The sequence below is a fragment of the Pseudomonas sp. KK18 genome (genome assembly GCF_037094675.1).
Taxonomy (GTDB): Bacteria; Pseudomonadota; Gammaproteobacteria; order Pseudomonadales; family Pseudomonadaceae; genus Aquipseudomonas.
In genome coordinates, this window is sequence record NZ_CP146605.1 from 3,849,413 (window position 1) to 3,866,670 (window position 17,258).

Sequence of the window (17,258 nt, forward strand, 5' to 3'; positions counted from 1 at the left end):
GAAACGTATACGCTTTGTATATCAACCCTGCACAGTGAAGCTTATGGGCATCGTCAAGATCACCGACCAATTGCACGAACAACTCCGTCTGGCCAGCGCCACCATGGACCGTTCCATCAACGCCCAGGCCGAGTTCTGGATCAAGATCGGCCTGCTTGCCGAACTCAATCCACACCTGGCCTATAACGACCTGATCAACAAACTGTTGCTGGACAAGCCCGACCTGATCCGGGGGCGCAGCGAATGATCAAGACCACCGAACAACTTGCCGTGATGCGCGAATCCGGCCGCCTGTTGGCCCAGGTGTTTACCATGCTCGACGGTTTTGTCGCCGCCGGCCAGTCGACCCTGGAGATCGACAGCGCGGTGGAAGCCTTCATCCGCAATGACCTGCAATCGCGGCCGGCGAGCCTGGGCCAGTACGACTACCCCTTCTGCATCAACACCTCGATCAACGAGGTGGTGTGCCATGGCATGCCGAGCGCCAAAGCCGTGCTCAAGGATGGCGACATCGTCAATATCGACATCACCCTGGAAAAAGGCGGTTTCATTGCCGACTCCAGCAAGATGTACATGATCGGCAACGTCGCGCCCAAGGCCCGGCGCCTGGTGGAAATGACGTTTGAGGCCATGTGGGCCGGGATCCGCCAGGTCAAACCCGGCGCGCGCCTGGGGGATATCGGCTACGCCATCCAGAGCCATGCCCAGAACAACGGCTACAGCGTGGTGCGTGAATATTGCGGGCATGGCATTGGCCGCGAGATGCACGAGGACCCGCAGATCCTGCACTTCGGCCGCCCCGGTACCGGGCTCGAACTGCGTGAAGGCATGGTGTTTACCATTGAGCCGATGCTCAACCAGGGCAGCGCCAAGGTGCGCAGCTTGAAGGATGGCTGGACGGTGGTGACGCGGGACAACAGCTTGTCGGCACAGTGGGAACATACCGTGGCGGTGACGCGGGATGGGTTTGAGGTGCTGACGTTGCAGCCCTGAATGCTGGAGCGAGATAACTCGCTCCAGCTACTGATAGCGCTTATATCGGGGTAATGACCTGCTTGAACAAGCCTTTGAGCTCCTCATTCCCGGAGTCCACCAAATGGTTGTCGTCGAAATACAATGGCACACCGCCCTTGGACCCCATGCAGCGCCCGTTCGGGCATAGGTAGGGCGTCGGATCAATGACTGTGGCATTGCACTGTTTCGCGGCAGCCTCGATCGCATGCACGGCAATGCGGTTTCGTTGCTCGTAAGCGCTCAAGGAAATCGAAATGTCCGATGTGCTCTGAAAGATTCGCTTATGCAGGTTCAAGCCTTTGTAGATACTGAAGGGCATTTCTGGAATAGGCTTGACGATATACACCGGATGGTTTTCAGCGATAGAACACACGGTCCTGGTGTATTCGGCGGTGTAGGTATCGACAAATGCCTGGCCGGCAAGATGCTCCTGGCCGGGGAAGTAAATACGATAGCTGTTGCCCCTGCTCGAATCCGAATACAGCGATGCACGACTGAACAGAACCACAGGGACACCGTGGTAAGACGTTTTGAGCCTGTTCATCTTGTCAGCGTTGAACCCATGGCATTGGCTGGCAAGTTCCTTATCGTGCATATCGAAGTGCTGCAGTGTCGGGCAACCACCGCGTGCCCAGGACAGTGAAGCCTGCGGGTTTTCAATCTGCACCGCTGCAGCGGTGGCTTGGGCATGGCTGTCGCCGAAGATGATGACAGACACCTCGCCTTTGCCCAGTTTGCACTCGGCTGCATCGTAGGGATTGGCAAAGCACTCCTGCTCATACAGCTTGCTGACGTAAGCCGGCTGGCCCAAATCGACATAGGCAAACCTGATGCCTGGGTGGTCCTTGACCACGGACGAAGTGATCGCTGAAACGCCCACCACCCCCACCACCAATGATGCATATTTGAAAATCGCACGGGGTGGCGTAGTGATTTTTCGTGTCCTTGACTCGACGAAGTAATACGACAGCGCGCCCAGCACGAACGACAGAACAATGCCGGCCGTCACGTGCGGCCAACTGCCCAGCAGCCCACAGGTGTAAAGAAGCACCACCAGCGGCCAGTGCCACAGGTACACGGAGTAGGAAAGCGTACCCGAGAACTGCAACGCCCTGTTGGTACTGAAGGCCGACTCGGTATTGGCAGCAATCACCAGCGCGGCACCGAGTACCGGCAACAGGGCCAGATACCCGGGCCACAGGTCTTGTTCCGAAAAACACAAAATACTGGCCAGGATCGCAGTGATCCCCATGCCTTCGAACATCAGGCTCGTTCGTTTGCCGATCTGCAGTGGAAACAGGAATACCAGCCCACCCGCAATCAGTTCCCAGGCACGGGTAGGCAACATATAGAAGGCAAAGACCGGATTGCTGTTGGTCACATACACCGACGCTGCCAGGGAAGCCAGCGCCAGTACCACGAGGGCGATCCTGGCTTTGTGTAGGCCCAGCATCTTGTGCAGTGCCATCAACAGCACCGGATAAATCATGTAGAACTGCCACTCGACCGACAGCGACCAGGTGTGCAACAGCCAGTTCTCATGCAGGGGCGCAGCGAAGTAATTGCCGCCCTTGGCAAACATAAAGTTGGAACTGAACAACAGGCTGCTTTTGATCGTTCTGATCAGCTCTCGGTAGTCATCCAAAGACAGGTAGACAAAACCGAAAACCAGTAGACCCACGCACAGCGCCACCAGCGCCGGAATAATGCGGCGGGCCCTTGAAGCATAAAAGCCCAGTAGCGAGAAACGCTGTTGTTGCAGACCGTTGAAAATAATTCCGGTCATGAGGAATCCGGAAATGACAAAGAAAATGTCTACTCCCGCATACCCGCCCTGGAACCCACCGACTTTGAAGTGGAAAAGCACCACGGCCAATACGGCGACTGCGCGCAAGGCATTTATATTTTTTCGGAATTGCATTTTACCTATCCATGGCTTGGATCTTTGCGGAGCGGCATTGTAGTGGCCATGGTGGCTTAATAAAATGAAAATGTAGCATTTCCGTTACACGCTAAACCGGTTTGTCTCCTCCTCCCGCAATCCGCTTCAACCCCAGCACCATCAACCCCGCCCCGAGTCCCATCGCGGCCATGAACAATGGGTACGAAATCCACCACGGCGTGCCCGCCGTCATCATGCTGAACTCCGACATCCCGCCCACGCTGGCGATCAGGTTCAACGGCAGGAACACCACGTTGATCAGCGTCAGCTTGCGCAGCAGGTTGTTCATGCTGTTGTTCATCAGGTTGCCCCGGGCGTCGATCAGCCCGGAGAACACGTTGGAGTAAATCTCCGCCTGCTTGTAGCACTGGTTGTTCTCGATAATCAGGTCATCGATCAGGCCCAGTGTTTCAGCGCTGAAATGTTCCTTTTCCCCATGGTTGCGCAGGCGCGTCAGCACCGCGCCGTTGCTGTGCAGGGCGTTGATGTAATAGATCAGGCTTTCGCTGAGGTTGAACATCTGCATCAGGTGGCGATTGCTCATCGATGCATTGAACTGCTGCTGCAGTTCCCGGGCGACCATCTTGATCACCTTGAGGTGGCCCAGGTAGTGATGGATGTTGTTGAGCAGCAAGTCCAGCAACACATCAAGCGGCGTGCGCAATGGCCGGCGCGCACCCAGCCCGGAGAGCTGGCTGTCGTCGGTGGCGATCACCAGGAGTTGTTCCCCGGAAAACAACAGGCCGCAGGACGATACTTCAAACACCAGGTTGCCGCCGCCGGAATAGTTCTCCGGGCGCTTCCAGATCAGGAACAGGTTATCGGGGTGGAACTCGATGCGCGACACTTCGTCCGGGTCCAGCGCCGAGGCCAGGGCATGTTCATCGAGCTTGTAGCAGTCGCGCAGGTACTTGCGCTCGTGGGGGTCCGGATTGCTGAACAGCAGGATATTCCCGCTATCGCCCAGGGTGTTGTAAAGCTTGCCCTCGGATAACTCAAAGCGCTGGATCATCGCGCGTCACCACACCTGGCCTTGACGCTTCAACTCCAGGCGTCGCACGAACTCTTCCAGTACCAGGGAATACAAGTCGTCTTGCAGGTAGGCATCTTCGATGCCGGCGTCCATGTTGGGGTTGTCGTTGACCTCGATCACCACCACCTTGTCGCCGGACTGCTTGAGGTCTACGCCGTACAGGCCGTCGCCGATCAGGTTGGCGGTTTTTACCGCCAGTTCCACCACCGCCTTGGGGGCTTCGTGAACCGCCAGGGTGCGGCACTCGCCGTTGATGTCCTGGCCGATGGCCTTGTGGTTGTAGATCTGCCAATGCCCCTTGGACATGAAGTACTGGCAGGCAAAGATCGGTTTGCGGTTGAGGACGCCGATGCGCCAGTCGTACTCGGTGTAGAAAAATTCCTGGGCCAGCAGCAACACGGAATGCTCGAACAGTTCGGCGGTGGCGGTCAGCAGCGCTTGCTGGCTTTCGACCTTGATCACGCCGCGGGAGAAACACCCGTCGGGGATCTTCAGCACCAGCGGGAAGCCGAGGCGCTCACCCACCCTTTCGAAATCTTCGGGTCGCTCCTTGTAGAGAATTTCGGTGGCGGGCATGCCCAGTTGATGGCTTTTCAGCAGGTCCGTGAGGTAGACCTTGTTGGTACAGCGCAGGATCGAGGCCGGGTCGTCCATCACCACCAGCCCTTCGCTTTCGGCCTTTTTCGCGAAGCGGTAGGTGTGGTTGTCGACGCTGGTGGTCTCGCGGATCAGCAGGGCGTCGTATTCGGCCAGGCGGGCGTAGTCCTTGCGTTCGATCAGTTCCACGTCGATGCCGAGCCCCTTGCCGACCCGGACGAAATTTTCCAGGGCGCGGGCGTTGGACGGCGGCAGTTGTTCCTGCGGGTCGTGCAGGATCGCCAGGTCATAGCGGGCCAGACGGCGGGAGCGCGGTTGACGCCAGATCTTGCGGCTGAAGTTGTCCAGGGCATTCGCGAATTGGTCTTCCTGGTCATCACGCAACTTGTGCAATACGCCAGACTTGATGCCTTCGATGTGCCAGCCGTTATTCTTGCGAAACTCAACTAACAGGATCGGGCAGGGAAACGCTTCAAACAATTGGCGGGCCAGATCCTGCAAGGGTTCAATATTGGTCCGGCCAAAGTAAAGTGTCAGGGTAAAGCCTTCGGTGTTGCTGTAGAGATGATGACTCAAGGCTTTATCGAGGGTTTTATCCAGGTCATCCAGGGCCAGGCCGTACAGGGACTTTTTCGTCAGTTCGCTGATGGTCCGCACCGACGGAATCACCTTGTGCCCCCGCGCCTCGGCCAGCAGCGAGCAGTAATAGCCGTGCCCCAGGTACTTGTAGCTGCGGCACAGGTTGATCACCTGCACGCGCTTGCCCGTCTCGTTTTCCCGGGTTTGCTCAAGGTATTCCTGGGCGGTGACGATGTCTTCGCTGGGGAAGTACGAGGCCCAGTCTTCCTTGCGCTCGACAATGATTACGACTTGACTTGCACTCTTGGGAGGGCTGGAAAAATAACCGTTGGAAGTTATTGTCGCCGCCACTGTTTGCTCGGATACTTCACGCCAATGACCTTGTACCGCTGACATATTGATTGATCCGCTTTAGAGAACTAGACCTTTTCTATTAAGCACGATCTTTTAGAGAAGTCCCGTTTCGTTACGCAACTTTTACGGCGGTCATATGGCTCTTTCCTTTCGCGTTGCAACACCCGATGACGTGCCTGCATTGGTGGCATTGGAACAGCACTGTTTCACCACGGACCGGCTCTCCACCCGCAGCTTCCAGTGGATGGTCAGTCGCGCCCACGGGCAACTGCTGGTGGCAGAAAAACACGGCGAATTGCTGGGCTACGCCCTGGTGTTGTTCCACCGTGGCACCTCGTTGGCGCGCCTGTACTCCATCGCCATCGCCGAGTCTTCCCGGGGCCTGGGCCTGGGCAAACAACTGCTGACGCGCATCGAAGCCTGTGCGGTGGAGCATGACTGCGCCTACCTGCGCCTGGAAGTGCGTACCGACAACCCCGGCGCCATCGCCCTGTATGAGCGCAACGGCTACCGGCGCTTTGCCCTGGTCAACGACTACTACGAAGACCACGCCCCGGCCCTGCGCCTGGAGAAACGCATCCTCCAGCACCAGGACGCGCGCGCCTTGAGCGTGCCCTATTACCAGCAAACCACCGACTTCACCTGCGGCGCCGCCAGCCTGCTGATGGCCATGGGTGCCCTGGAACCTGCGCGGGTGGCCCAGCGCCGGGAAGAACTGCAGATCTGGCGCGAGGCAACCACCGTGTTCATGACCGCCGGCCATGGCGGCTGCAGCCCCCAGGGTTTGGCGCTGGCCGCCTGGCGCCGGGGCTTTCGCGTGCGCATGCAGGTCAATGTCAGCGGGCCGTTGTTTCTCGACGGGGTGCGTGATCAGCATAAAAAAGACGTCATGCGTTTGGTGCATGACGCCTTCGAGGAAGAGTTGGCCTTGAGCGACGTTGAGCAAGTGCTCGGCGGCCCGCTGGATTTACCCCAGGTGCTGCGCGAAGGCGGCCAGCCGCTGGTGTTGATCAGCAGCTACCGCCTGACCCGCTCCAAGTCGCCCCACTGGGTAATCGTCACCGACTGCGACGAAGACTTCGTGTACCTGCACGACCCGGACGTCGACCACAGCCAGCACCGCCAGCCCATGGACTGCCAGCATCTGCCGGTCAGCCATGGGGAGTTCGAGCGAATGTGCCGGTTCGGCAATAACAAATTGCGGGCAGCGGTGGTGGTGTTCAGGCGACTTGCTTGATCCCGGCCTTGGCTTCCAGTTCGCGCACCAGCGGTAATACACGCTTGCCGAAGTATTCCACTTCTTCCTGAAAGTGCAGGAAGCCGGCCAGTACCAGGTCCACGCCGACCGCCTTCAAGGCGACGATGCGCTCCGCAATCTGCTGCGGGGTGCCGATCAGGTTGGTCTTGAAGCCGTCGTTGTATTGCACCAGATCCTCGAAGGTCGACTTGGCCCAGTTGCCCTCACCTTCCGGTGACGCCTTGCCCGCCTGTTTCGCCGCATCGCCAAACGCGTTGACGGCTTCCGGGTCGGCCTGTTCGATGATTTGCGCGAGCACCGCGCGGGCTTCTTCCTCGGTGTCGCGGGCGATCACAAACGCATTCACACCGACTTTCCCCGAATGGTTATTGGCCGCCGCCTTGGCGCGAATGTCATCGACCTGGGCCTTGATGCCTTCCGGGGTATTGCCGTTGGTGAAGTACCAGTCCGACACCCGTGCCGCCATGTCCCGCGCGGCCCGCGAACTGCCACCCTGGAAGATTTCCGGGTGGGGCTCGCCCAGTGGCTTGGGTTTGAGGCTGTAGTTGTCGAAGCGGTAGAAATCACCCCGGAAGGTGAAGTTGTCCTGGGTCCAGATGCCTTTCAGGGCGCGGATGAATTCCTCGGAACGGCGATAACGCTCGTCATGCTCCAGCCAGTGTTCGCCGATGGCCTGGAACTCGCCCTTGAACCAGCCGCTGACGATATTGACGGCAACGCGGCCGTTGGTGAGTTGGTCGATGGTTGCCAGTTGCTTGGCCGCCAGCGCAGGTTGCCAGGGGCCCGGCAGGATTGCCGCGATCACCTTGAGCTTGGTGGTGGCCGCCAGCAACGCGTGGCTGAACGCGACCGACTCATGCTGGTATTCGGCGCCATAACCGGCGGTGAAACGAATCTGTGTCAGGGCGTATTCAAAGCCGGCTTCTTCAGCCAACTGCGCCAGCTTGCGGTTGTAGTCGATGCCCCAGTGGGTGCGCTGTTCGATCTTGCTGACCACCAGCCCCCCGCTGACGTTGGGCACCCAGTAGGCAAATTTGACGGCTTGCTGACTCATTGGACTGTACCTCGCGGATTGGCATGTACGAGGTGTGGAGCAGCAACTGTGCCAGTGGGCGTGAGAGGCCCGCACTACCGGCCTTCGAGCGCGGAAACAGGCGAAAAGCAGCCTGTTCCGAGCTGTCATGGATTGCAGCGGTTTGTCGTTTTGCTGTTGCAGGAACAACAGTTGAATCGGCACCCGTCCCGTAAATACGTGCCTTCGCGCCCGGCATGGACCGTGCAATAGCTCACCTATCTCACTGCCCAGGAACCGTCCCCATGACCGAACATCACGTGATCAATCCACTGTCCACCGGCGTCGATTATCACGCCCTGGCCGAACGCTTCCGGCCGATTTTCCAGCGCATCGCCGAGGGTGCCCTAGAGCGCGAACAAACCCGCGCCCTGCCCTACGAGCCGATCCAATGGCTCAAGCAAGCCGGCTTTGGCGCCGTGCGCGTCCCGGTGGAATACGGCGGTGGCGGCGCCTCCCTGCCCCAGCTATTCGAACTGCTGATCGAACTGGCCGAAGCCGACTCCAACGTGCCCCAGGCCCTGCGCGGGCACTTCGCGTTTGCCGAAGACCGCCTGAATGCCGCCCCCGGCGCGGCGCGAGACCTCTGGTTCAAACGCTTTGTCGACGGTGACATCGTGGGCTGCGCCTGGACCGAAATCGGCAGCGTGGCCATCGGCGATGTCGTCACTAAAGTCAGCCCCGACGGCGACAAATGGAAACTCAACGGTGAAAAGTTCTACAGCACCGGCAGCCTGTTTTCCGACTGGATCGACGTCTATGCCCAACGCAGCGACACCGGCGGCGATGTGATTGCCGCCACCCGCACCCGCCAGCCCGGCGTGGCGCAAAGCGATGACTGGGACGGCTTTGGCCAACGCACCACCGGCAGCGGCACCTCGCGTTTTACCGATGCGGTGGTGGAGGCGGAAAACGTCATCGACTTTGCCACGCGCTTCAAATATCAGACTGCGTTCTATCAGTTGGTGCTGCTCGCCACCCTCGCCGGCATCGGCCGCGCGGCCCTCAAGGATGTGGCGCATCAGGTGCGCAGCCGCAAACGGATCTACAGCCATGGCAATGCCGCCCATGTGAGCCAGGACTCGCAGATTCAGCAGGTGGTGGGTGAAGTTGCAGCACTGGTATACGCCGCCGAAGCCAGCGCATTGAAAGCCGCAGTTCCAGCGCAGCGGGCTTATGTGGCGCGGTTCGGTGGGGACGATGCCGTGGAGCACGAAGCCAATGTGGCCGCCGAAATCGAATCAGCCACGGCGCAGGTGGTGGTCTCGGAACTGATCCAGCGCGCCACCACTGAACTGTTCAACGCACTGGGGGCTTCGGATGTGCGCCAGGGCAAAGCCCTCGACCGGCACTGGCGCAACGCCCGCACCGTGTCGTCCCACAACCCGGTGATCTACAAGGCGCGGATTGTCGGCGACTGGGTGATCAACCGCACCGAGCCGCCGTTCGTGTGGCAGATCGGCAATGGGCCGGCGCGTTAAAACGCCAGCTTGAAGCCGATCATCACCAGCATGAACGCCAGGCAAGGACGCAATATCCCGTCCGGGACCTTGCCGGCCATGTGGCTGCCGACATAAATCCCCGGCAGCGAGCCCAGCAACAGGAAGCCCAGCAGGGTCCAGTCCATGTTGCCCATGCTGGCGTGGCCGAGGCCGGCGACCAGGGTCAGCGGCACGGCGTGGGCGATTTCGGTACCCACCAGGCGCTTGGTGGCCAGGAACGGGTACAGGATAAACAGCGCCACCGTGCCCAGGGCACCGGCGCCGATGGAGGTCAGGGCCACCATGGTACCGAGGACAGCGCCGGTGATGATGGTCAGCGCATTGAGGTTGCGCGGCGCCATCTTGTAGTCGTCGCCGGCATGCCGCTGGGCAAAGGCCAACAGCTTGTTCTTGAACAGGATCGCCGTGGCCGTCAGCAGCAAGACCACGCCCAGAGACTGCTTGATCACCGCGTTCAAGGCGGCGGGGTCGGTGTCCAGGCTCTTGAGAAACCACAAGGTCAGCAACACGGCGGGCACGCTGCCCAGGGTCAGCCAGCCGGTGATGGTCCAGTCGATGTTGCGATTCTTGCTGTGGACCAGCACCCCGCCGGACTTGGTGATGGCGGCGTACAACAGGTCGGTGCCCACGGCGGTGGCCGGGTTGATGCCGAACCAGAGCAGGATCGGCGTCATCAACGAGCCCCCGCCTACACCGGTCATTCCCACGATAAATCCAACAATCAGGCCAGCAATCGAGAAACCAAAATTACCTACATCCATTACCACTACCTGCGGCCTTATAAAATTCTGGCCGCAGCATAGCGATTTTTCTTATAACTACTTATATCAAAACGATCTGACTTTATGCCTTTCTGGTCAGCCGCTGGCTGCGATAAGCCTGGGTCTGATACGGAAACGCAACCGTCTCACGGCCGCGCAAGGCCGGATGCGTGTTGATCAGCGACTGCAACTGCTCAGTGACCTGCGCCTTTTCTGCCGGTGGCAATGCGGCGATAAAGCTCACGGAAAGGAAGCGGTCCATGATCACTTCCTGGGGGCTGCCGACATGGCTGTAGGGGAAGCAGGTCATTTCGGGGGCGGAAAAATACTCGCCGGTAAAGGCCTCGCGCCAACGTCCGGTATGAAAGCGCGGTGTGTCGCCCTCGTAGGGCGTGATGATTTCGGTGATGGCCGCGACCCAGTCCACCGACTCATCCCGCACATTCCAGATCAACCCAAGGCGACCGTCCGGCTTGAGCACCCGGTGAATTTCCGCCAGGGCCGCTTCCGTGGAAAACCAATGGAACGCCTGGGCACACACCAGGGCATCAGCGGTGGCCGCCTCCAGGGGGATGGCTTCAGCGGTGCCCGACAGCAGGCGCACCTGGGGCAGCAGTTTGTGCAACTGCGCCCCCATTGCCTCCACCGGCTCCACTGCGATCAACGTCGGCGCCACGGTGCTGAGCAAGCGGGTGAACTTGCCGGTGCCGGCGCCCAGGTCGATGACCGTGGAGTGGGGATTGATCTGCAGGGCGTCGGTGAGCCAACCCGTGAGTTGCCGTGGATAGTCCGGCCGGCCTTGGGCGTACGTGACGGCCTGAGTAGAGAAACCCTGTTGAGCAGACTTGTGAACACCGGTCATCGTCAATCTCTCCTCTGGTAGTGCGGGGGCCCACAGTGTGCGCCCTTGAAGATTTATTTTCTAATCGCTGCATCCGTTTGCGCGTGCCGTGGGTAGTACAGGTAGCAGCGCCTTGCTGCCCTTATGGAGAGACACCGATGAACGCCAAAGCCCTGTTCTGCGTGACCTGCCTGTTCGCCGCTGCACCGACTGCCTTTGCCCAGACCGGTTTACCCGACAGCATCAAGGTGCCGGACGGCCACAAGGTGACCATGGAAACCACCGGAGTCGGCGAAATCACCTACGAATGCCGGGACAAGGCCAATGCTGCCGGCCAGACCGAATGGTTTTTCGTCGGTCCCAAGGCGGTGCTCAATGACCGCAGCGGCCAGCAGGTCGGTAGCTACTTCGGCCCGCCGGCCACCTGGCAGGCCAAGGATGGTTCGAAAGTCACCGGCACCCAGTTGGCCGTGGCGCCGTCCAGCCCTGGCAACCTGCCTTATCAACTGGTCAAGGCCAACCCCGCCGAAGGCAAGGGCGCGATGAGTGGCGTCGCGTATATCCAGCGGGTGGCCCTCAAGGGCGGCGTGGCGCCAGGCACGGAATGCACGGTGGCCAACAAGGGCAAGCAGGAAGTGGTCAAGTACCAGGCCGACTACATCTTCTGGGCGGCCAACTGACCAGATTCGTCTACGCTGCTGCCAAAGCGCCCCGGGCTCACCGCCGGGGCCCCCACCTGGAAACCTGTCTTTGCCTGAAGCCGATTTTGACTATCAAGCCTGCCTGCTGGCCTGCGCCCGTGGCGAACAACCGGCCTTGCGCCGGCTGTATCAACAGGAAAGCAGCCGGCTGCTGGGGGTCGCGTTGCGCATCGTGCGTGACAAGGCGGTGGCCGAAGATATCGTGCATGACGCCTTCATCAAGGTCTGGAACGGCGCGGCCAGTTTTGACCCGCACAGAGGCTCGGCCCGCGGCTGGGTATACAGCGTGACCCGGCACCTGGCGCTAAATACCGTGCGCAGCAATGGACGCGAAGTGCCCCTCAGCGAAGAGCATGAAAGCGCAGCGCCCACCAACACCTTCGACTATCAGGCGCACTCGGGACGAATCTACAGCTGCCTCGAACAACTCGACCCGGCCCGCCGCAACTGCATCCTGCATGCGTATGTAGACGGTTATTCCCACAGCGAAATCGCGCACAAACTCGGCACCCCGCTGGGTACCGTGAAAGCGTGGATCAAACGCAGCCTCGCGGCATTGCGTGAGTGCATGGCATGAACAGCATCGACGAACTGGCCAGCGAATATGTGCTGGGCACCTTGCCCACCGAGCAACGCACCGAGGTGGAACAGCGCCTGGCCACCGATACCGACATGCGTGCGGCAGTAGACGCCTGGGAACAGCGCCTGCTGCCACTGACTGAACAGGCCGCCCCGGCAACGCCTTCGGTGTATTTATGGCGACGCATCGAGCGCAGCCTGGGGCATTCAGCCACCCGGGACTCGCCGGTCTCATGGTGGAACAGGCTGGCGTTGTGGCGCGGACTGGCCGGCGCCGGCATCGCGGCGAGCCTGGTATTGGCGACACTGCTGTTGACCCGTACGGCCGCCATCAACCCGACCGCTTATGTGGTGGTGCTGGTAGCCCCGCAAAACCAGGCGCCGGGCTGGGTAATCCAGGCGAGCAATACCCAGGAAATCCAGCTGATTCCCCTGGGCATCATGGAAGTACCGGCAGACAAGACGCTGCAGTTCTGGACCAAGGGCGAAGACTGGCAAGGCCCGGTGTCGCTGGGCTTGGTCAAGCCTGGGCAGACCTTGTCTGTGCCCCTGGACAAACTCCCGCCACTGGCGCCGAACCAGCTGTTTGAACTGACCCTGGAAAATCCCGGCGGGTCGAAAACCGGCAAGCCGACAGGTCCGATTCAGGCAATTGGCCGGGCCGTTAAAGTAATCTGAACGTAATGCAATGTTGTGGAAGGCCAGTTCGCGCATGTGCATTACATCTCGGGGCTATGGCGTCACCATTGCGCTATAGAATCGGGCTCGAAAACCCGGCTCCCTGGACCCTTCATGCCCTCAAAAACCCGTTCGCTGCTGATTCTCGCACTTGTCATCATCTTCACCGGCATCGGCGCCGGCCTGGGCGGCATGCTCCTCGCCTTGCTGCTGCACGGCATCCAGCATCTGGCCTACGGCTACAGCCTCGACAGCCTGATCAGCCATGAAACCTTTTTGCTCGGCGTCACCGCCGCCGCGCCCGAACGCCGGGTGCTGGTGCTGATCACCTGTGGCCTGGTGGCCGGTGTGGGTTGGTGGTTGATCTACCGCTATGGCCGCCCGTTGGTGAGCATCAAGCAAGCGGTCTCCGCCCAGGCACCGATCATGCCGCCCAAGACCACCCTCGCCCACGCCGTGCTGCAAATCATCACTGTGGCCCTCGGCTCGCCATTGGGCCGTGAAGTGGCGCCACGGGAAGTCGGCGCGCTGGCCGCCACCTGGTTGTCACAACGGGCGCGACTGGCGCCGGACATGCACCGGCTGATCGTCGCCTGCGGTGCAGGCGCCGGGCTGGCGGCGGTGTACAACGTGCCGTTGGGCGGCGCGGTGTTTGTGCTCGAAGTGTTGGTGGGTGTGTTCAGTTGGCCGGCGGCAGTGATTGCGTTGGCCACCTCGGCCATCGGCGCGTCGGTGGCCTGGATTGGCTTGGGCGCAGAGGCGCAATACGTGGTGCCGCACTTTGTGCTCAGCCCTGGCTTGATCGCCTGGGCGCTGGGCTGCGGGCCGGTGTTTGGCCTGGCCGCCTACGGATTCACCCGGCTGACCGGCGCGGCCCGCAGCAACGCCGCCCGTGGCTGGCGGTTGCCGGTACTGTCGTTGATCAACTTCACGATCATCGGGGGCCTGGCGATTTTCCTGCCGCAGATCCTCGGCAACGGCAAGGGCCCGGCGCAACTGGGCTTTGACAATGAGCTGACCATCGGCCTCGCCGCGGTGCTGCTGGTGGTCAAGGTACTGATCACTGCGAGCAGCCTGCGCGCCGGTGCCGAAGGCGGTTTGCTGACCCCGGCGCTGGCCAACGGCGCCCTGCTCGCCATCATCCTCGGCGGCGCCTGGAGCCTGCTGTGGCCCGGCGTGCCGCTGGGGGCTTTCGCGATCATCGGTGCGGCGGCGTTCCTGGCATCGAGCATGAGCATGCCGTTGACGGCAATCGTGCTGGTGGCGGAATTCACCCGCATCGACCATGACTTCCTGGTGCCGATCATTCTCGCGGTGGCAGGTTCGATGTGCATGAGCAAGCTGTGCGTCCTGTGGGAAAAGCGTTGAAGAAGCTGGATTAAAACCCCGACACGCGCCATCCTCCGCGCTTTAAGCCGCCCCATCAGCGGCGTTCCACGCACAAAGGATATGCCCATGCACGACCACCCCCTCGCCCCCGCCGATTTCGAGTTCATCGACGACACCCTGCTCAAGTACGGCGACGACCACTCGGTGCTGAACCTGGCCGAGCTCGACGGTTACTTCACCGCCCTGGTTTCAAGCCCCGCGCAGGTGGAGGTTGCCGAATGGTTCCCCGGTATCTTTGGTGGGCAGAACCCGGATTGGGAAAGCCCGGAAGAAGCTGGCCAGTTCCTTGAACTGTGCGTGCGCCATATGAACGCCATTGCCACGCAACTGGCGACCGACGCCCAGGGTTTCAAGGCACGTTTCGAGGAAACCGAGCATCAGGACCAGCCACTGACCCTGGCGGAAGAATGGTGCTTTGGTTATATCCGTGGCGCCGCTATCGGCAACTGGCCAGAGCTGCCTGCCGAACAGGCCGGGCAACTGGAAAAGATTTCCTGGTGCGCCGAGCAGGACAACTTTGAACTGCCGGCAGACCTGGATGTAAATGCCCATCAGCAACGGGTAGCCGCTATCGAACCGGCCGCCCGTGCGTTGCACGACTACTGGTTGGCCCAGCGCTGAACGCAACACCTGTGGCGAGGGAGCTTGCTCCCGCTGGGGTGCGAAGCGCCCCCGATTTTCAGGGCTGCTCCGCAGCCCAGCGGGAGCAAGCTCCCTCGCCACATTTATGTTGTTCCTCCAGGTTCAGTTGCCGCTAGTTGAAATCGACGTCAAACGCCTGATAGAACGCATTGCCGGTGTTGGCCACGATCCACATCAACACCAGCACATGCCGGCCCTTCTTGCCCTTGGGCAATGTCACTTGATGTTCAACCTTGGCCTTCAGTTCAGCCGAGTGCTGGTAGTACGGCACCTGGGTGTAGAAGTCCTCGAAGAACGGCTTGGGCTCCAGTTGAGCACGGCTGATGCGTTGCTTGGGGTCCCAACCGTCCCGGGTGATCAACCAGCGATAGCCACGGGTCACGTGCGCGGCGGTGTAATCCCACTGCACCTTGAACACCTGGCCGGCTTCAACATTCAACAACGGCCAGTTAAACGGAGTGTTGAGCTTTTTAGCCATTTCTTCGTCGGTAAAGTTCACGCAGTCGCGGGCATCGGTCTTGCCGCCGCTGAGGATGTGCCCGTCAGCGGGCGGCGTGACGCTTTGATCGTCGGTTTCATAAGGCGCCGGAAACGGCCCGGCGTTGAGGGCGGGGAAGTTCTTGCCGCCTTCCATTTCGTTGACTTGCCAGTTTTCCAGCAGGCCACGCTCTACCGCCACCGAGCCACGGCTGGCGGGTGTCACAACGCGACCATGCCTGAGTTGAGTCTGGGGTTTGTTCATTTCAGTCACTCCTTGATTGAAGACTTCCCCTCATGGGAAGCGCCTTGAACTTAGCCCACCTCGCCGGGTTGTCTACCCGACGGTTCTGTCAGACAAATCGCGTCATGTCCTTGTTTTGCGTAGCTTTCGCACTGATCTTGCACCAGAGTTATCGTCGGTCCTACCCTGCGACAGGCGATCGGACTACAGCCGCCGTCCATGAACGCCTGGCCTCAGGTGTTGAGGATCATCTCAAATCCGCCATAGATCATCCGTTGCCCATCAAACGGCATCGGATTGACGTCTGCCTTCAGGCGCGGGTCTTCCATCACCTTGCTCATCCCGGCGTCACGCACCTGCCGCGACGGCCAGACGATCCAGGAAAACACCACGGTTTCATCCTTCTTGAGCTTGACCGCCATGGGAAACGAGGTCACCTGCCCCTGAGGTACATCATCGCCCCAGCACTCGATGATATTCAGCGCACCATGTTCCTTGAACACCACGGCGGCGGCCTTGGCGTGCTGGATGAATTGTTCGCGTTTTGCGGTGGGCACCGCGATCACACAGCCATCTACGTAAGACATGATCACTCTCCTGATTCGACGGGTTGTTCTGCCTGTAGTCGATCAATCAGGCGCTCAATCGACATCAACGTGGGAAATGTCGACCAGTGGTGTGTTATCGATTGCGATGCCGGGCCGATTCTTGATATGACAGGCGCCTTCAACAACAAAGCCCACTCAAAGGACTGACCCGCCATGACCGCCCACGCCACCGCCTTCCACGCCCTGCACCACGCCCAATTGCTGATCCTGCCCAACGTTGCCGATGCCGGCGGTGCGCGCCTGGTGGCGCAACTGGGCAGCCAGGCCGTCGCCACCAGCAGCGCCGCAGTCGCCTGGACCCATGGCTACAAGGACGGCAATCAACTGCCTCTGCCGTTGCTGGTGAGCACCGTGCAGTCCATCGCCCGCGTCATCGATGTGCCGCTGAGCGTGGACATCGAGGCCGGTTATTCCGACGACCCGGAGCACGTGGGCCGGGTGATCAAGGCGGTGATCGACGCCGGTGCCGTCGGGATTAACATCGAGGACGGTGCCGGCACGCCTGAACTGCTGGCCCGCAAGATCGAAGTCGCCCGTCGTGTGGCGGACAACTGTGGCGTGAAGCTGTTTATCAATGCCCGCAGCGACGTGTATTTGAAAGGATTGGCCCCGGAGCCACAGCGCCTTGAAGAACTCCTCAAGCGCGCCGCGTTGTACCAGGGCGCAGGCGCCGACGGGCTGTTTGCCGCCGGCATCCACCTGGAGCACGAAATCCAGCAGCTCTGCCAGGCGACCAACTTGCCAGTCAACGTGCTGGCCTGGGCCGGCCTGCCCGCGCCCGAGACGCTGCAAGCCTTGGGCGTACGCCGCCTCACGGCCGGCTCGAGCATCGCCGAATTCCTGTATGGCGCCATGCACAGCCTGGCCGAAGGCTTCCTGCGTACCGGGCAACTGGATACGCACGCGCTCAAGGCGTTCACCTATGGCGACATGAATGGCCGCATGGCGCCATAACCCGCGACTCTCAACGATCCCCGCTCGACAACG

At 60.6% G+C, this 17,258-nt stretch carries 18 protein-coding genes; 10 read left to right on the forward strand and 8 right to left on the reverse strand.

The features are described from left to right. The first annotated feature begins 43 nt into the window (after positions 1-43). Positions 44-247: a ParD-like family protein gene (locus tag V6607_RS17435; protein ID WP_003215288.1), complete on the forward strand. Its 204-nt coding sequence runs from the start codon at positions 44-46 to the stop codon at positions 245-247. Beyond that, on the forward strand, positions 244-993 hold the full coding sequence (map, locus tag V6607_RS17440) for a type I methionyl aminopeptidase (protein WP_134326706.1): 750 nt from the start codon (positions 244-246) through the stop codon (positions 991-993). Before V6607_RS17435 ends, map begins: the two co-directional genes overlap by 4 nt. 40 nt (positions 994-1,033) lie before the next feature. Here the strand turns inward: map and V6607_RS17445 are convergent, their stop codons facing one another. From V6607_RS17445 to V6607_RS17455, 3 genes are all read right to left on the reverse strand, one after another. Next, the gene (locus V6607_RS17445) at positions 1,034-2,935 is read right to left on the reverse strand and encodes an acyltransferase family protein (protein WP_023658883.1); all 1,902 of its coding nucleotides are present in this window, start codon (positions 2,933-2,935) and stop codon (positions 1,034-1,036) included. A gap of 91 nt (positions 2,936-3,026) precedes the next feature. Continuing rightward, positions 3,027-3,968 carry a magnesium transporter CorA family protein gene (locus V6607_RS17450; RefSeq protein ID WP_134326707.1) on the reverse strand — a complete coding sequence of 314 codons (942 nt, stop codon included), beginning with the start codon at positions 3,966-3,968 and terminating at the stop codon, positions 3,027-3,029. 6 nt (positions 3,969-3,974) lie between these two features. Then, complete coding sequence (locus tag V6607_RS17455; RefSeq protein ID WP_003215278.1) at positions 3,975-5,561, reverse strand: RimK family protein; 1,587 nt, start codon at positions 5,559-5,561, stop codon at positions 3,975-3,977. Between the two features lie 94 nt (positions 5,562-5,655). Between V6607_RS17455 and V6607_RS17460 the strand changes: the two genes are divergently transcribed. After that, on the forward strand, positions 5,656-6,756 hold the full coding sequence (locus V6607_RS17460) for a GNAT family N-acetyltransferase/peptidase C39 family protein (protein WP_003215276.1): 1,101 nt from the start codon (positions 5,656-5,658) through the stop codon (positions 6,754-6,756). Here V6607_RS17460 and sfnG read toward each other — a convergent pair. Continuing rightward, positions 6,740-7,831, reverse strand: coding sequence for a dimethylsulfone monooxygenase SfnG (gene sfnG, locus V6607_RS17465; protein WP_134326708.1), 1,092 nt, complete (start codon positions 7,829-7,831; stop codon positions 6,740-6,742). The two genes, V6607_RS17460 and sfnG, sit on opposite strands and share 17 nt — an antisense overlap. A 263-nt stretch (positions 7,832-8,094) precedes the next feature. On the opposite strand from sfnG, the gene V6607_RS17470 reads away from it, so the two are divergent. After that, the gene (locus V6607_RS17470) at positions 8,095-9,330 is read left to right on the forward strand and encodes an acyl-CoA dehydrogenase family protein (RefSeq protein ID WP_134326709.1); all 1,236 of its coding nucleotides are present in this window, start codon (positions 8,095-8,097) and stop codon (positions 9,328-9,330) included. On the opposite strand, the gene V6607_RS17475 is transcribed toward V6607_RS17470, so the two are convergent. After that, a complete protein-coding gene (locus V6607_RS17475) occupies positions 9,327-10,112 on the reverse strand; it encodes a sulfite exporter TauE/SafE family protein (RefSeq protein ID WP_008430805.1) in 786 nt (261 codons plus the stop codon). The two genes, V6607_RS17470 and V6607_RS17475, sit on opposite strands and share 4 nt — an antisense overlap. An 82-nt stretch (positions 10,113-10,194) precedes the next feature. Further along, a complete protein-coding gene (locus tag V6607_RS17480) occupies positions 10,195-10,974 on the reverse strand; it encodes a class I SAM-dependent methyltransferase (RefSeq protein WP_087692698.1) in 780 nt (259 codons plus the stop codon). Between the two features lie 137 nt (positions 10,975-11,111). On the opposite strand from V6607_RS17480, the gene V6607_RS17485 reads away from it, so the two are divergent. The 5 genes from V6607_RS17485 to V6607_RS17505 all read left to right on the forward strand — a co-directional run bounded on the left by V6607_RS17485 (position 11,112) and on the right by V6607_RS17505 (position 14,921). Beyond that, a complete protein-coding gene (locus V6607_RS17485; protein ID WP_102605855.1) occupies positions 11,112-11,633 on the forward strand; it encodes a DUF3455 domain-containing protein in 522 nt (173 codons plus the stop codon). A 70-nt stretch (positions 11,634-11,703) separates the two neighbouring features. Continuing rightward, positions 11,704-12,231, forward strand: coding sequence for a sigma-70 family RNA polymerase sigma factor (locus tag V6607_RS17490; protein ID WP_134326710.1), 528 nt, complete (start codon positions 11,704-11,706; stop codon positions 12,229-12,231). After that, positions 12,228-12,911 carry an anti-sigma factor gene (locus V6607_RS17495; RefSeq protein WP_134326711.1) on the forward strand — a complete coding sequence of 228 codons (684 nt, stop codon included), beginning with the start codon at positions 12,228-12,230 and terminating at the stop codon, positions 12,909-12,911. The genes V6607_RS17490 and V6607_RS17495 overlap by 4 nt, the downstream gene beginning before the upstream one ends. Before the next feature lie 114 nt (positions 12,912-13,025). Further along, on the forward strand, positions 13,026-14,279 hold the full coding sequence (locus V6607_RS17500; protein WP_134326712.1) for a chloride channel protein: 1,254 nt from the start codon (positions 13,026-13,028) through the stop codon (positions 14,277-14,279). An 87-nt stretch (positions 14,280-14,366) separates the two neighbouring features. Further along, positions 14,367-14,921 (forward strand): UPF0149 family protein, encoded by a 555-nt coding sequence (locus tag V6607_RS17505; RefSeq protein ID WP_134326713.1) that lies wholly within the window; start codon positions 14,367-14,369, stop codon positions 14,919-14,921. A gap of 133 nt (positions 14,922-15,054) precedes the next feature. On the opposite strand, the gene V6607_RS17510 is transcribed toward V6607_RS17505, so the two are convergent. Together V6607_RS17510 and V6607_RS17515 are read right to left on the reverse strand one after the other, a co-directional pair. Then, complete coding sequence (locus V6607_RS17510) at positions 15,055-15,684, reverse strand: lytic polysaccharide monooxygenase auxiliary activity family 9 protein (protein ID WP_134326714.1); 630 nt, start codon at positions 15,682-15,684, stop codon at positions 15,055-15,057. 212 nt (positions 15,685-15,896) lie between these two features. Beyond that, entirely contained in the window at positions 15,897-16,250 is a 354-nt protein-coding gene (locus V6607_RS17515; protein ID WP_134326715.1) for a DUF1428 domain-containing protein, read from the reverse strand. A 174-nt stretch (positions 16,251-16,424) separates the two neighbouring features. On the opposite strand from V6607_RS17515, the gene V6607_RS17520 reads away from it, so the two are divergent. Further along, a complete protein-coding gene (locus V6607_RS17520) occupies positions 16,425-17,225 on the forward strand; it encodes an isocitrate lyase/phosphoenolpyruvate mutase family protein (RefSeq protein WP_134326716.1) in 801 nt (266 codons plus the stop codon). Positions 17,226-17,258 lie beyond the last annotated feature (33 nt).